This is a genomic window from Comamonas sp. 26 (genome assembly GCF_002754475.1).
In the GTDB taxonomy this organism is placed as follows: Bacteria; Pseudomonadota; Gammaproteobacteria; order Burkholderiales; family Burkholderiaceae_C; genus Comamonas.
Genome location: NZ_PEFL01000001.1, coordinates 514910 through 528415, shown reverse-complemented (window position 1 = coordinate 528415; position 13506 = coordinate 514910). Strand labels below are relative to the sequence as shown.

Below are 13506 nucleotides of genomic sequence, written 5' to 3'. Positions count from 1 at the left end.
TTTACAGCGCTGCGATCTTGGCCTGCAACTCGGCTGCATCCACCGGCTTGGTGATGTAGCCTCGTGCGCCTTGTCGCATACCCCAGACGCGGTCAGTTTCCTGATTCTTGCTGGTGCACATGATGATGGGCACGTCGGCATACAGCGGATCACGCGAGATGGCGCGAGTCAGCTGAAAACCGTTTTGACCGGGCATGACCACATCCATCAGGATCAGATCAGGCTTGTCTTCGGCCAAGCGCTTCATGGCGTCTTCACCATTTTCAGCTGTACGCACATGCATACCCTGTTTTTGCAGGATGTCCGTCAGAGCCATCAGCTCTGTTTTTGAATCGTCGATGACCAGAACTTTTTGAATTGTCATTACGCAGCTCCCACATCTGCTGCCTGCAGCCCGTATTGTTGTACAGCTTGCAGCAATTGATCTTTAGTAAACGGTTTGGTCAGATAGTCTTGGCAACCCACCATGCGGCCACGCGCCTTGTCAAAGACACCGTCTTTGGAAGACAGCATGACGACGGGTGTGCTGGCAAAGCGCGCATTGCGCTTGATGATGGCGCAGGTCTGATAGCCATCGAGCTTGGGCATCAGAATGTCGCAAAAGATGAGTTGAGGCTGATAGTCGTTGACCTTAGAGAGGGCATCAAAGCCATCATCAGCCAGAAGAACTTCGTAGCCGCCTTGCTTGAGGAAAATTTCAGCGCTGCGGCGGATGGTGTTGCTGTCATCCACCACCAGGACGCGCAAAGGCGCACTAGATGCTGTCACAGTGAAATTCCTCCCAATTCGGTCGTCGATGGATTGAGTCTTTTGCTCACTCAGATTTCCACCATTTCAAAATCTTCTTTTCGTGCACCGCACTCCGGGCATGTCCAGTTCATGGGCACATCCTCCCAGCGGGTCTCGGGGGCAATTCCGTGCTCCGGGCAGCCAAGAGCTTCCTCATAGAGCCAGCCACAGGTCAAACACATCCAAGTTTTAGGGTCAGTCACAGCTTATAGGGGCTTCACATAGAATGCAACGATTGTATCTAGTCACAACCCCGGCTCCCACCCTTGCATTCCCGGGTGCAAACTGGGGTGCGCCATGGCATTGAACCCCATCTCCACCACTCCCCCTCGCCGCACCAGCCAGGAAGAAGCGACAGAATCCGCTCCCATTTGCGTGCTGTCTTTCAACAGCAGCGACCCAAGTGGAGCCAGCGGACTGTCGGCTGACATCGCCACCATATCCTCGGTTGGTGGCCACGCCCTGCCTGTCGCCTGCGGTGCTTACGTCAGAGACACTGCCCGCATTCATGAGCACTTCTCGCTCGATGATGAGGCGGTGACCGAGCAGGCCCGCATGGTGCTGGAAGACATCGCTGTCGCCGCCATCAAGGTCGGGTTTGCAGGCTCGCCCGCCAACTTGGCCGCGATTGCCGCAATCTCTTCTGACTACCCCAACATCCCCATCATCAGTTACATGCCGGACCTGTCCTGGTGGGAGGACGACAAGCAGGATCAGTACCTGGACGCGTTCAAGGAGCTTGTCCTGCCTCAAACCTCGGTGTTGGTTGGAAACCACAACACCCTGTGGCGCTGGCTGCTGCCTGACTGGGAGCAAAGCCGCTCGCCCACGGCGCGCGACATTGCCATGGCGGCCGAAGCGCTGGAAGTACCCTATGTTTTGGTTACGGGCATCCCCTTGCCAGACCAGTTTGTGGACAACGTACTGACCACTGCCCAGACCGTATTGGGCAACAGCAAGTACGAGATGTTTGACGCTACGTTCACAGGTGCAGGTGATACGCTTTCAGCTGCCATTACGGCCTTGCTGGCAACCGGCAACGACTTGGGCGTCGCAACGCTGGAAGCGCTGGAATACCTGGACCACAGTCTGGATGCAGGCTTTAGGCCCGGCATGGGCCACTACCTGCCTGACCGTCTTTTCTGGGCCCAGCCCACCGAGGACGAAGAGTCCGAAGACGAGCCAGAAGACGAAGAAACCCCTGATGATGAACCAGAGACAAAGCCGATCGAAGGCTTTGTGATCCCCTCTCATGACACAAAACACTGACTTGAACATTGCATTGTTTGAACGCGCCAAGGGTGTGATCCCCGGCGGCGTCAACTCGCCCGTGCGCGCCTTTGCCGCCGTGGGTGGTACACCCCGCTTTGTGAAGCGCGCTCAAGGTGCTTACTTCTGGGACCAGAACGAGCAGCAATTCACCGACTACATCGGCAGCTGGGGCCCCATGATCCTGGGCCACGGCCACCCCGAAGTGATAGAGACGGTACAAGCGGCCGTGCTCGAAGGCTTCAGCTTTGGCGCCCCCACCGAGCGCGAAGTGGTGCTGGCCGAGAAGATTCGTGAACTCATGCCCAGCATGGACATGGTGCGCATGGTCAGCTCCGGCACCGAAGCCGGCATGAGCGCGCTGCGCCTGGCCCGTGGCTACACCGGTCGCAACAAAATCATCAAGTTCAACGGCTGCTACCACGGCCATGCGGATTCGCTGCTGGTCAAGGCCGGCTCGGGCCTGGCGACCTTTGGTGCCTCGTCCTCAGCTGGCGTGCCTGCCGATGTGGCCAAAGACACCATCGTGCTGGAATACAACGATGTGGCCCACCTGGAAGAAGCCTTTGCCAAGATTGGCCACGAAGTCGCCTGCGTGATCATGGAGCCCATCGCTGGCAACATGAACTTTGTGCGCGCTAGCGTGGAGTTTACCCGCCGCATCCGCGAGCTGACCAAGGAGCACGGCGCGCTGATGGTCTATGACGAAGTCATGACCGGGTTCCGCGTTGCCTTGGGCAGCGCCCAGAGCCTGTACGCCAAAGACATCCCCGGCTTTGCCCCCGACATCACCGTGATGGGCAAGGTCATTGGCGGCGGCATGCCCATGGCTGCTTTCGGCGCGCGCCGCGAGATTATGGAAAAGCTCTCACCGCTGGGCCCTGTCTACCAGGCCGGTACGCTGTCGGGCAACCCCATTGCCACGGCTTGCGGCTTGAAGACGCTGGAACTTATCAGCCGCCCCGGCTTCCACGCCGATCTGCACCTCAAGACCGGCCATCTGATGCAAGGCCTGAAGTCCGAAGCCAATGCCGCTGGCATTCATTTCAGCGTGGACTGGCAAGGCGGCCTATTCGGTTTTTACTTCCTGCCCGAGCTGCCCACGGACTACGCGCAGGTCATGAAGACCGACGGCAAGGTCTTCAACAAGTTCTTCCACGGCATGCTGGAGCGCGGTCACTACTTCGCGCCTGCGCTGTATGAAGCGGGCTTTGTGAGCGCAGCCCATACCGAAGGCGATATCGACCGCACTATTGAAGCTGCCAAGGAAGTTTTCAGGACGCTGTAATCCCTGTCACCTCTACCCAAACGCCCCGCATCGCCGGGGCGTTTTTGATTTAGGCAACTGGAAAGCCATGCGCGCCTGCTCCACCTTGGCGCGGGTCACGCAGCCCGGCGCATGGTCGTTGACCAAGCCCATGGCCTGCATCAGCGCGTACATGGTGGTGGGGCCGACAAACTTCCAGCCGCGCTTTTTCAGCTCTTTCGACATGGCTTGTGACTCAGCGGTCTGAGCCTGAATATCCGTTCCCATCGATGGCTTGGCCGGTACATAGCGCCAAAAGAAGGCAGCCAGCGAGCCTTCTTGCGCCACCATCTCGATCGCGCGCTGGGCATTGTTAATCGCTGCTTCGATCTTGCCGCGGTGGCGCACGATGCCTGCGTCCTGCAGCAGGCGCTGCACATCGGCATCGCCAAACTGGGCAACTTGGTAGAAATCAAACCCCGCAAACGCAGCGCGAAAGTGCTCGCGTTTTTTCAGGATCGTGTACCAGCTCAGGCCGGACTGAAAGCCTTCCAGACAGAGCTTTTCAAACAGGCGCTGGTCGCTATCGACCGGGAAGCCCCACTCATGATCGTGATAGTGCACATAGTCGGGCGTAGCCAGGCACCAGGTGCAGCGGTGCTGGCCGTCTTCGGCGGGGCTGGTGGGAACTCGGGGAGTTGCGATGTCAGTGGATTCAGTGCTCATGCTTAGCACTCTAACCAATGCAAAAGCCCTGCAGCGAATGCACTGCAGGGCTTTTAATTTGATAGCTGCTTGCGCCTTATTTCATTAAGCCTCGGTCATAAAAACTGTTGAAATCTATAAATATCAAGCGCTACCAGCTCACTTTTTATTGGCTTGCGCCAGACGCGAGTAGCGCATGCCGTACACCATGTAGATGACCACGCCCAGTGCCATCCAGCCCAGAAAGCGCACCCAGGTCAGCGTGGTCAGGTTCAGCATCAGGTAGGTGCACAGCAGGGCCGAGAGCACGGGCAGCACGGGCACAAAGGGAACCCGGTATCCGCCCGTCGCTTGCGGGCGCTTTTTGCGCAGCACCAGCACGCCAATGCTGACCATCACAAAGGCAGACAGCGTGCCGATGTTGATCATCTCTTCGAGCAGCTCCACCTTGGTAAAGCCCGCCAGCACGGCCACCACGGCGCCCACGATCAGTTGCAGGCGCACAGGGGTTTTGCGCGCGGCCGATGTCACGCCCCAGCTGCGGGGCAGCAGACCATCACGACACAGGGCCAGCAGCACACGGGAGCTGCCCATGAGCAATACCATGACCACGGTCGTCATGCCAATCAGCACGCCGACCGAGATGACCTGCGCCGCCCAGCCTGCACCCACGGCGATGAAGGCGGTGGCCAGCGATGGATTCTCGGCCTTGGCCAGTTCGGTATAGGGAACCATGCCGGTCAGCGCCAGCGTGACCAGGATGTAGAGCGCCGTGACCAGGGCCAGCCCGCCCAGAATGCCGCGTGGCAAGGTGCGTTGCGGGTCTTTGACTTCTTCGGCCGATGTGGCGACCACGTCAAAACCCAGAAAGGCAAAGAACACCAGCGATGCTCCCGATACCACACCCAGCCAGCCATACTGACTGGGCGCTGCGCCAAACAGCCAGGCCAGCATGGGCTGACCCCACAGGTCACCCGTCACGCCATGCGCCACGACGGGCGGCTGCGAAGCTGGCACAAAGGGCGCGAAGTTCTCGGTGTTCATATAAGTGAAGCCGACCACGATCACAAACACAGTAATGAGCAGTTTGATGACGGTGAACACATTGTTCACCTTGGCCGACACCTGCGTGCCCGCAATCAGCAAGGCGGTGAACACCGCCACGATGAAGAACGGCCCCCAGTTGAGCGAGAAGCCGCCAATTTGGATGGTCTGCGCAATATCCAGCCCCGCCGTGGAGAACACGGCAGACAGGTAAATGCCCCAGTACTTGGCCAGCACGGCAGCGGCCGAGATCATCTCCAGCAGCAGATTCCAGCCGATGATCCACGCCAACCCCTCGCCCAGAGTGAGATAGGTATAGGTGTAGGCACTGCCGGTGACGGGTACGGTGGAGGCAAACTCCGCATAGCACATGATGGCCAGCGCGCAGGTAGCGGCCGCCAGAATGAAGGAGAAGATCACCGCCGGCCCGGCAAAGCTACCCGCAGCACGTGCGCCCACCGAGAAGATGCCGGCGCCGACGGCAACCGCCAGGCCCAGAATCATCAGATCAAAAACACCCAGCGTGCGCTGTAACTGGCGACCCGGCTCTTCCGAATCAGCCAGAGCCTGTTCAATGGTTTTGGTTTTCAGCCACTGCATGCATATCCCTTGGGCTCTGTGCAGCGCTTATGGAGCAGCACCTGTGGCCCAGTTTATTTGGTCAAAAATGCATACTAGGGATTCCACCAAGTGTGTGCATATTCCCTGCAGCATTACCGCCTTATCCGCATGTTTTATGCGCGATCAGCTGCAGAGAAGTCTCGAAAAAGATTAGCCAGGCTCTTGCTTCACGAAGCCTGCAAGCCGAAGAAAGATGGCGCTCATCTCCTGCAAGTAAGCAAGCACTCAAGCAGGATGCTTCAACTCAGCGGGCGCTGGCCTGATCACGCCATAGAGCACGGCGACCAGCAGCAGCGCCGTAACCACATCCAGAATATGGTGCTGGTGCACCAGCATGGTGGAGGCACAGATCGCCACACTCCACAGCGCAATTGCTACACACAGCCAGACCCGACCCTTGGGCCATTGCGCCTGACAGATGGCCAGCCCCGTGAGCGCCGTGTAGACGATGTGCAGCGATGGCAGCAGGTTGTGCGGCTTGTCCACGAAGAACATCGCAGAAAAAATGCTGCGATACGGCTCGACATCAGGAATCACTCTATCGAACGCCAGATTGGCCGGAAACAGCACAAAAACCAGACCGCAGATCAGCGTGCCCGCGACTTGACGCTTGCCCAATATCGAAATGGCCGGTTGCTGCACCAGCCAGTAAGGCAGGACCAGAAACGGGAAGAACGAGAAATAGACAAAGATGAATTCCGGCACCAGCGGAATCAGCCCATCCCAAGGTGTGATGAAGTCAAAACGCTGCTCACGCAGGCTCGCCAGCCAATTGGCCGTGGGGTAGACCGCATAAGAAGCAATCAGCACCCAGATAGCCCAGAAGACAAAGCCCCGCTGCTTGCGGGCCAGAGGCGGGTAAGCAGCATGGTGTTGGCTGCCAGAGGAATGCGCGGGCTGAGTCATGCACTGAATTATCAAAGATTGCGCGTCATCACTGACATAGGACGGCAAAGACAAAAAAGGCCGTGAGCATGACGCCCACGGCCTTTTCAGTCTTGCATCAACGGATTACTTCGCTTCTTCAGCTGGTGATGCCGTCAACGATGCACCTGGAGTCGCCGCCAGTATCCAGCTAGCCATCTGCAAAGACTGCTCATCGCTAATCTGCGGATGGCGCGGCATGATGACATTGCCCCAGACACCCACGCTACCGCCGCGAATCTTGCCTGCGATATAGCTTTGCGCATCACTCTGCGCACTGTACTTCTGCGCGATAGAGACAAAAGACGGGCCCACAAACTTGCGGTCCCAGCCATGGCAGCGCATGCAGTCAGACTGCTCGACCAGCTTCTTGGCTGCAGCCAGCTCAGGGTGGCTCTGCACCAGCACATCCGCCGCCTGCTCAGCCGAGCTGACCCGCATGATGCGCCAGCCAATATTGGCCACACCCAAAGCTGCCGCCAGCATGACCAGTCCGATCAGCCAGCCAATCCAGCGCGGACGCGGCGGGTAGTTTTCTTCGTCGTCTATGGGATTAGTCATTGCATCATTCTTCAATGTAGATCGGCCCGCAAAGGCGGGCCGATACAACTCTGCCTTTAGCGGTGAAGACAGGTCAGCGAATCTTCAGATTCGCGGTTCAGACGAGGCGACACAGTCGAAGGCAGTAGCAACGCTACGGCGAGACTGTGCAACGAAGTATGAAGACCTGTATTCGCCGCAGCCAAGATCAATGGCGGAAGTGGCGCACGCCGGTGAACACCATGGCCACGCCACGCTCGTTCGCCGCATCAATCACTTCCTGGTCACGCATGGAGCCGCCGGGCTGTGCCACGCAGGTTGCGCCCGCATCGACCACCACATCCAGACCGTCGCGGAAGGGGAAGAAAGCGTCCGACGCCACAACCGTGTTCTGCAGCGACAGCTTGGCCGCTTCCGCCTTGATGGAGGCGATGCGTGCCGAATCCAGACGCGACATCTGGCCTGCGCCCACGCCCATGGTCATGCCGTTCTTGCAGAAGACGATGGCGTTGGACTTGACGAACTTGGCCACGTTCCATGCGAACAGCAGGTCTTGCAGTTCTTCGGGCGTGGGTTGCTTGACGGTCACGACCTTCAGGTCGGCCAGTGTCAGCTCGTGGTTGTCAGAGGTTTGCAGCAGCAAGCCAGAGCCAATGCGCTTGGATTCGACGGCGTTGCGGCCGTTATCCCAGTCGGTGGCACCACCGGCAGGCAGTGCAATCGTCATCAGGCGCACATTGACCTTGGACTTGAAGATTTCCAGGGCTTCGGCGCTGAATGCGGGAGCCATCAGCACTTCAACGAACTGCTTGGACACCGCTTCGGCAGCGGCCTTATCCACAGGGCGATTGAAGGCAATGATGCCGCCAAACGCGCTGGTGGGGTCGGTCTGGAAGGCCTTGGCGTACGACTCGTGCGCATCCTTGCCAATCGCCACGCCGCAGGGGTTGGCGTGCTTGACGATCACGCAAGCGGGCACGTCAAAGCTCTTCACGCATTCCCACGCAGCATCAGCGTCGGCAATGTTGTTGTAGCTCAGTTCCTTGCCTTGCAGCTGCACGCCCGTGGCCAGCGAGCCGGGTGCGGGGTACAGATCGCGGTACCAGGCGGCTTGCTGGTGGCTGTTTTCACCGTAGCGCAGATCCTGGATCTTGACGAACTGGCTGTTGGCCTGGTCAGCAAACAGGTTGCGCTCGGGCACGTATTCTTCGCTCAGCTTCTCGTCTTCAAACTTCACCGACGACAGGTAGTCGCTGATAGCGCCGTCGTACTGGCTGATGCGGTTGAACGCAGCCACAGACATTTCAAAGCGCAGCTTGTTGCTCAGCTTGCCAGCTGTCTTCAGCTCAGCCAGCACAGCGTCGTACTGGTCAGCGGCGGTGATCACGCCCACGTCTTTCCAGTTCTTGGCAGCGGAGCGCACCATGGCGGGGCCGCCAATGTCGATGTTCTCGATCGCGTCGGCCAGCGTGCAACCGGCCTTAGCCACGGTGGCTTCAAAGGGGTAGAGGTTCACGACCAGCAGGTCAATGGTCTCGATGCCGTGTTCCTTCAGCGCAGCCATGTGCTCTGGCAGCTCGCGACGGGCCAGCAAGCCACCGTGCACCATGGGGTGCAGAGTTTTGACGCGGCCGTCCAGCATTTCGGGGAATTTGGTGACTTCGGCCACTTCGGTCACGGGCAGGCCCACGCCTGCCAGCAGCTTGGCGGTGCCACCGGTGGACAGCAGCTGCACGCCAAGAGCGTGCAGGGCTTGCGCAAATTCGACGATACCGGTCTTGTCAGAGACGGAGATCAGAGCTTTCATGGGCGTCAATTCAAAGTTTGGATAAAAACAAGCCGCAAGCCCATATCTATAAAGCGCTTGCAGCTATGGATTTGGTAGTTTTATCGATTCAGAGCAGCTGGTGATCGACCAGCTTTTTGCGCAGGGTGTTGCGGTTCAGGCCCAGCCACTCAGCCGCACGCGACTGATTGTTTTCGGCCTGCCCCATCACCACTTCCAGCAAGGGCTTTTCGACGAGGCGGATCACCATGTCATAGACATTGGCCGGTGTTTCGCCTTCGAGATCGCGGAAATAGCCTTCCAGGCTATCGCGAACAACTTGTTCTAAATTCTGATTGCTCATGCAGTCATTTCTGCCGGTTCATCCAGCTCGCTGCTGCCTTCAGCAGCGGCCGTGGCGGCCGGTATCCGGTCCATCTGCTGCCCAAGGGCCTCAAGATAGTCGGCAACGGCCTGCCATTGCACCGCGCAGTCCTCAATAGTGTTGATATGTTTTCTGAACTCTTCCCCGCCCGGCAGAGCACGCAGATACCACGCAATATGCTTGCGGGCGCTGCGCACGCCGGTTCCCTCTCCGTACAGACGGTAGTGATCTTGCAGATGCTCAAGCAGCAGGCTTCGCAGCTCGCTCACCAGCGGTGGTGCCAGATACTCGCCCGTGGCCAGAAAATGGCCAATCTCACGAAAAATCCACGGCCTGCCCTGCGCTGCACGGCCGACCATGATGGCGTCCGCCCCGGTATAGGCCAGCACATCGCGGGCTTTTTCGGGGCTGTTGATATCGCCATTGGCCACCACGGGCACGTTCACCGCCTGTTTGACGGCAGCAATCGTGTCGTACTCGGCAAAGCCTTTGTAGCCCTGCTCGCGCGTGCGGCCATGAACGGTGAGCATCTGAATGCCCACATCCTCAAACTGGCGAGCCAGGGCGATGGCATTTTTGTGCTCATCGCACCAGCCGGTGCGCATCTTCAGCGTGACGGGCACGTTGAAGGGGCGCGCGGCTTCAACCACGGCGCGGGCAATTTCCACGGCCAGTGGCTCGTTCTGCATCAGGGCGGAGCCCGCCCATTTGTTGCAGACCTTCTTGGCCGGGCAACCCATGTTGATATCAATGATCTGCGCGCCGCGCTCGATGTTGTAGACGGCGGCCTCAGCCATCATCTGCGCTTCGGTACCGGCGATCTGGACCGAAATCGGCCCCGGCTCGCCTTCATGGTTGGCGCGGCGGCTGGTTTTCAGGCTGTTCCACAAGTCCTTGCGGCTGGTCACCATCTCGCTGACCGCGTAGCCTGCCCCCAGTGCCTTGCACAGCTGACGAAACGGCCTGTCCGTCACGCCCGCCATGGGTGCGACAAACAGACGATTTGCCAGTGGGATATGACCAATGTGCAGGGCGGGCATGGAAAGGGGTTCGCTTTGCGGCGGGCTACCAGATTCTGGCGGGGCCCGGCGCAGACTGGGCGCTGGAAAAGAGGGGTAGATTATACCTGCCCAAATTTTCAGCAGCACTAAACACCATGCATCACCCTCGCGTGTGAATCACTATCAAAAACACGGGTCTGCGGCCTCAGTTGCTGCGCACCGGCACATTGAAGTACTGCTCGGGATAGGGCTCGCTGACCAGGGTGTAGTGCCACCACTCTTCAGGCAGATTTTTCCAGCCGTTGCGCTGCATCAGGGTACGCAGCCAGCGGCGGTTGTGCTGCACGTCCGGAGATTGCTTGGCGTTATCGGTATGCGACTGCTCGTCAAACATGTCAAAGGGCGTACCCATATCCACCTCGATACCGTCGGCCAGCGGGCCACGCACCAGTTTGCTGGCGCGCTTGGCATCGATCACCTGCAGCGTCATATCCACTGTGCTGGCGCGGCTGTGGCCGGATTTTTCAGCGATGTAACCGCGCTTGAACAGTTCACTCTTGGGCACGCGCGGGTAGTACATGTCCTTGTTCAGCTGGTCACCCATATCGCGGCCCCAGCGCACAAAGTCATCCACCGCAGCCTGCGGGCGGTAGCAGTCAAAAACCTTGAGCGCCAGCCCATGGCTGGTCAATTCCTTTTGCACGTCGGCCAGCGACTCTGCCGCCGGGCGGCTGAGCCAGCAGACCCCTGCCTCGTACCCCGCAATGGGTCGGCCCATGAAGTTGTGCTTGGTGACATAGCGCATGTCCTGCTTAACGCCCGGTGCCAGCGTTGCCAGCGGCACCAGATCGGCCGCGACTTTAGTCACTGCGGGTTTGGCATCAGATGAGGCTCCAGCGCCCATTTTCTGGGCGCAACCAGCTATCAAAAGCAAAGCAGCAGCCAGAGCTGCCGACTTGCTCAGCAGCGCCGTGTTTGACTGAGGGCTAAACGCCATTTTTACTCCCGTTAATCTGGTATCACTTGATTACACCAGCGTATACATTTGGAAAAGAAACCATACATCAGCCAAGCACTACTTACCCTGCCCGCGATCAGCAAAGTTCAGGGAATTCAGCGCGGCCCCTAAACTAGCTTCCCTATGGAAGCGTGGATTCATCAGTTACTACAGTGGCTGGCCCTGCCTGAGCTGGGCCTGAGCACCGTTTTTATCGTCGCCCTGATTTCGGCCACCTTGCTGCCACTGGGCTCAGAACCCGTGGTCGCAGCCCTTGTCTCGGCCAACCCGGCCCTTTTCTGGCCCGCCATTGTGGTCGCCACAGCAGGCAACACGCTGGGCGGCGCCATCAGCTGGGGGATGGGACTGGCAGCCCACAAGGCCTGGAACAAGGCCAAAAAGCTGCGCAAAACCGGCGACCCCGCGCTCCAGAACATGCACCACAAGTCACGCTGGAACCGCATGGCCCGCTACTGGCTGCGCAAATACGGTGCCAAAGCCTGCCTGCTGAGCTGGCTGCCCATTGTGGGTGACCCGCTGTGCGCCGTGGCAGGCTGGGTGCGCCTGCCTTTCTGGCCCTGCGTGTTCTATATGGCGATTGGAAAATTCATGCGCTACCTGCTGATGACGGCTGGTTTGCACCAGCTCATCCTGCGGTTTTTCTAGATCAGAACTCCGTGTGCAAACGCACAGCCAGTGCGTTGACCGGCCCGCGGTCCGAGTTATATGCAGGGTTGCGGATATGCTGCCAGTCAAAGCTGACGCTGGATTTCTTATTGATCCCCACGCTGTAGAACATTTCCAGAATATTCTCGGGCTTGTAGTTCAGGCGTCCATCACCAATGAATGGCCCCTTCCCCCCTCTGCCAGATACTGGCGGTGCGTGGGCGAGAGAAAATTGCGCGCCACGCCTATGCCCAGCGTATCGTTCGCTCTTCCCCATTTGCGCCCCTGGATCAGCAGACCGGCAGAAAGCGAGCGGTCAATCTCCGTAAAGGCATAGATTTCCGTCTTGCCGTCCGCCCAACTGCCACGGGCAAACAGCCCCACATCATCACTCAGCGCCTGCTCCAGATTGATGCCGAAGCCATGCTTGCTTCTGGCACCGTATCTCGCAGCATTCAGATCCGGCACCATCCCGGTCTGGGCCGCCAAGTTCAGCGCATCGCCATAGCTCGTCATCACGGCATGGTTGCGGAAGACCAAAGCCCGCAACTTGCCTGGCTGGCCAGCCAGCGTGTGTGCATGGGCCACTTCCAGTTGGTCGCCATAGTGTTTGAAGATTCGATAGTCCAGTGGCTGCCCGTTGGGCTCCTTGGGCTGGATGAAACGACCGAAGCGCACCTCCCAGTCGTCGTGAAACCACTCTAGCACCGCGCCCCAGCTGTAGCCCCGGGCATCTGCGGCATAGTCGAACGCGCCTTGAGTCATCAGCGACCAGTTCATGAACTGGGTGCGCGGGTCATGGTTGTAACGGTTGTTGTCAAAGATATCGATGACGGCCAGATTGCCTACCGTGAGCACCGTACGGCGCTTGTCCACCATGCCCGCCAATTGCCCGGCTTCGGACTCCAACGCCTCCCGCTCGCCACCCTGGTTCCATGTCTGACGCAAGTAAGCACGCGCCCGGTAGATCTTGAACTGTGAACCTGCAGTCTTGGCCAACTCACCATTGGTGGGACCTCCCAAACCGGCCAGATGGGACAGTGCAATCCCCTTTGCCCCTTCGAGATCCAGATACACCTCGCCACCAGCCCAGGGGCGATAGCCAAATGATGCCGTCGCCGTCAGCGAATAGCTGCGCTCTCTCTCGGGCGACAGGCTCATGGCACCGCTGTAAGGTGCCGAGAACGCCCGCTTACGCTGCCAGACATAGGTACTCTGGAACTTGGCATTCCAGTTTTCCGACTCCACAGTGTTCGCGCTTTGCACATCGTAGGCAACATCGGCTTCGGCAAGGTCGGCACTTTGCTGCGCCACGGCCGGAGCCATCCACGCCAGACACAGGGAGAAGATTCCGCCCGCGCAGATTTGTTTCTTCAGATGGATATCAGGTGTTTTCTTTTGCTGCTGCATTCGCACTCCTTGCTGCGCTCTGGCGCAATCCGTCTACTGCTCAGGCAATGAACTACAAGATAGGGAGAAAGAAGCCATTTCTGCCATGAACGCGCCCGCAGCCATGGCAGTCGCCTATTCACGACTGCCATTCCGATGGTCATA

The 13506-nt window shown here is 58.9% G+C and carries 16 protein-coding genes; 3 read left to right on the top strand and 13 right to left on the bottom strand.

The features are described from left to right. Position 1: 1 nt before the first annotated feature. From CLU84_RS02480 to CLU84_RS02470, 3 genes are read right to left on the bottom strand one after another with little or no spacing between them, the layout of a single operon-like run. Positions 2–364, bottom strand: a complete 363-nt coding sequence (locus tag CLU84_RS02480) for a PleD family two-component system response regulator (RefSeq protein WP_099735783.1) — start codon at positions 362–364, stop codon at positions 2–4. After that, positions 364–768, bottom strand: a complete 405-nt coding sequence (locus tag CLU84_RS02475; RefSeq protein ID WP_099735782.1) for a PleD family two-component system response regulator — start codon at positions 766–768, stop codon at positions 364–366. Before CLU84_RS02475 ends, CLU84_RS02480 begins: the two co-directional genes overlap by 1 nt. Positions 769–818: 50 nt before the next feature. Continuing rightward, positions 819–971, bottom strand: coding sequence for a rubredoxin (locus tag CLU84_RS02470; RefSeq protein WP_099735781.1), 153 nt, complete (start codon positions 969–971; stop codon positions 819–821). Positions 972–1086: 115 nt separating this feature from the next. Between CLU84_RS02470 and CLU84_RS02465 the strand changes: the two genes are divergently transcribed. Beyond that, on the top strand, positions 1087–2058 hold the full coding sequence (locus CLU84_RS02465) for a bifunctional hydroxymethylpyrimidine kinase/phosphomethylpyrimidine kinase (protein ID WP_099735780.1): 972 nt from the start codon (positions 1087–1089) through the stop codon (positions 2056–2058). Continuing rightward, the gene (hemL, locus tag CLU84_RS02460; RefSeq protein ID WP_099735779.1) at positions 2042–3346 is read left to right on the top strand and encodes a glutamate-1-semialdehyde 2,1-aminomutase; all 1305 of its coding nucleotides are present in this window, start codon (positions 2042–2044) and stop codon (positions 3344–3346) included. The genes CLU84_RS02465 and hemL overlap by 17 nt, the downstream gene beginning before the upstream one ends. A gap of 12 nt (positions 3347–3358) precedes the next feature. Here the strand turns inward: hemL and CLU84_RS02455 are convergent, their stop codons facing one another. From CLU84_RS02455 to CLU84_RS02420, 8 genes are all read right to left on the bottom strand, one after another. Next, positions 3359–4030 carry a DNA-3-methyladenine glycosylase I gene (locus CLU84_RS02455; protein WP_099735778.1) on the bottom strand — a complete coding sequence of 224 codons (672 nt, stop codon included), beginning with the start codon at positions 4028–4030 and terminating at the stop codon, positions 3359–3361. A gap of 138 nt (positions 4031–4168) precedes the next feature. After that, positions 4169–5653: an amino acid permease gene (locus tag CLU84_RS02450; RefSeq protein WP_099735777.1), complete on the bottom strand. Its 1485-nt coding sequence runs from the start codon at positions 5651–5653 to the stop codon at positions 4169–4171. Positions 5654–5899: 246 nt separating this feature from the next. Next, the gene (locus tag CLU84_RS02445) at positions 5900–6580 is read right to left on the bottom strand and encodes a hypothetical protein (protein ID WP_233209905.1); all 681 of its coding nucleotides are present in this window, start codon (positions 6578–6580) and stop codon (positions 5900–5902) included. A gap of 105 nt (positions 6581–6685) precedes the next feature. After that, on the bottom strand, positions 6686–7159 hold the full coding sequence (locus CLU84_RS02440) for a c-type cytochrome (RefSeq protein ID WP_099735776.1): 474 nt from the start codon (positions 7157–7159) through the stop codon (positions 6686–6688). Between the two features lie 187 nt (positions 7160–7346). Beyond that, complete coding sequence (purH, locus tag CLU84_RS02435; protein WP_099735775.1) at positions 7347–8945, bottom strand: bifunctional phosphoribosylaminoimidazolecarboxamide formyltransferase/IMP cyclohydrolase; 1599 nt, start codon at positions 8943–8945, stop codon at positions 7347–7349. A gap of 88 nt (positions 8946–9033) precedes the next feature. Beyond that, positions 9034–9267, bottom strand: a complete 234-nt coding sequence (locus tag CLU84_RS02430; RefSeq protein ID WP_099735774.1) for a Fis family transcriptional regulator — start codon at positions 9265–9267, stop codon at positions 9034–9036. Continuing rightward, positions 9264–10328 (bottom strand): tRNA dihydrouridine synthase DusB, encoded by a 1065-nt coding sequence (gene dusB, locus CLU84_RS02425; protein WP_099735773.1) that lies wholly within the window; start codon positions 10326–10328, stop codon positions 9264–9266. Before dusB ends, CLU84_RS02430 begins: the two co-directional genes overlap by 4 nt. Positions 10329–10494: 166 nt before the next feature. After that, complete coding sequence (locus tag CLU84_RS02420) at positions 10495–11286, bottom strand: M15 family metallopeptidase (protein ID WP_199173674.1); 792 nt, start codon at positions 11284–11286, stop codon at positions 10495–10497. A gap of 144 nt (positions 11287–11430) precedes the next feature. On the opposite strand from CLU84_RS02420, the gene CLU84_RS02415 reads away from it, so the two are divergent. After that, on the top strand, positions 11431–11952 hold the full coding sequence (locus tag CLU84_RS02415) for a YqaA family protein (RefSeq protein ID WP_099735772.1): 522 nt from the start codon (positions 11431–11433) through the stop codon (positions 11950–11952). 1 nt (position 11953) lies between these two features. Here CLU84_RS02415 and CLU84_RS22545 read toward each other — a convergent pair whose 3' ends face one another. Beyond that, on the bottom strand, positions 11954–12085 hold the full coding sequence (locus CLU84_RS22545; protein WP_255409103.1) for a carbohydrate porin: 132 nt from the start codon (positions 12083–12085) through the stop codon (positions 11954–11956). A gap of 26 nt (positions 12086–12111) precedes the next feature. Next, entirely contained in the window at positions 12112–13362 is a 1251-nt protein-coding gene (locus CLU84_RS02410) for a carbohydrate porin (protein ID WP_233209904.1), read from the bottom strand. Positions 13363–13506 lie beyond the last annotated feature (144 nt).

Bases quoted from the DNA above. Each gene is read 5' to 3' on its own strand.
- CLU84_RS02480 (WP_099735783.1), bottom strand. From the start codon at position 364: ATGACAATTCAAAAAGTTCTGGTCATCGACGATTCAAAAACAGAGCTG.
- CLU84_RS02470 (WP_099735781.1), bottom strand. From the start codon at position 971: ATGTGTTTGACCTGTGGCTGGCTCTATGAGGAAGCTCTTGGCTGCCCG.
- CLU84_RS02465 (WP_099735780.1), top strand. From the start codon at position 1,087: ATGGCATTGAACCCCATCTCCACCACTCCCCCTCGCCGCACCAGCCAG.
- hemL (WP_099735779.1), top strand. From the start codon at position 2,042: ATGACACAAAACACTGACTTGAACATTGCATTGTTTGAACGCGCCAAG.
- CLU84_RS02455 (WP_099735778.1), bottom strand. From the start codon at position 4,030: ATGAGCACTGAATCCACTGACATCGCAACTCCCCGAGTTCCCACCAGC.
- CLU84_RS02450 (WP_099735777.1), bottom strand. From the start codon at position 5,653: ATGCAGTGGCTGAAAACCAAAACCATTGAACAGGCTCTGGCTGATTCG.
- CLU84_RS02445 (WP_233209905.1), bottom strand. From the start codon at position 6,580: ATGACTCAGCCCGCGCATTCCTCTGGCAGCCAACACCATGCTGCTTAC.
- CLU84_RS02440 (WP_099735776.1), bottom strand. From the start codon at position 7,159: ATGACTAATCCCATAGACGACGAAGAAAACTACCCGCCGCGTCCGCGC.
- purH (WP_099735775.1), bottom strand. From the start codon at position 8,945: ATGAAAGCTCTGATCTCCGTCTCTGACAAGACCGGTATCGTCGAATTT.
- CLU84_RS02430 (WP_099735774.1), bottom strand. From the start codon at position 9,267: ATGAGCAATCAGAATTTAGAACAAGTTGTTCGCGATAGCCTGGAAGGC.
- dusB (WP_099735773.1), bottom strand. From the start codon at position 10,328: ATGCCCGCCCTGCACATTGGTCATATCCCACTGGCAAATCGTCTGTTT.
- CLU84_RS02420 (WP_199173674.1), bottom strand. From the start codon at position 11,286: ATGGCGTTTAGCCCTCAGTCAAACACGGCGCTGCTGAGCAAGTCGGCA.
- CLU84_RS02415 (WP_099735772.1), top strand. From the start codon at position 11,431: ATGGAAGCGTGGATTCATCAGTTACTACAGTGGCTGGCCCTGCCTGAG.
- CLU84_RS22545 (WP_255409103.1), bottom strand. From the start codon at position 12,085: ATGTTCTACAGCGTGGGGATCAATAAGAAATCCAGCGTCAGCTTTGAC.
- CLU84_RS02410 (WP_233209904.1), bottom strand. From the start codon at position 13,362: ATGCAGCAGCAAAAGAAAACACCTGATATCCATCTGAAGAAACAAATC.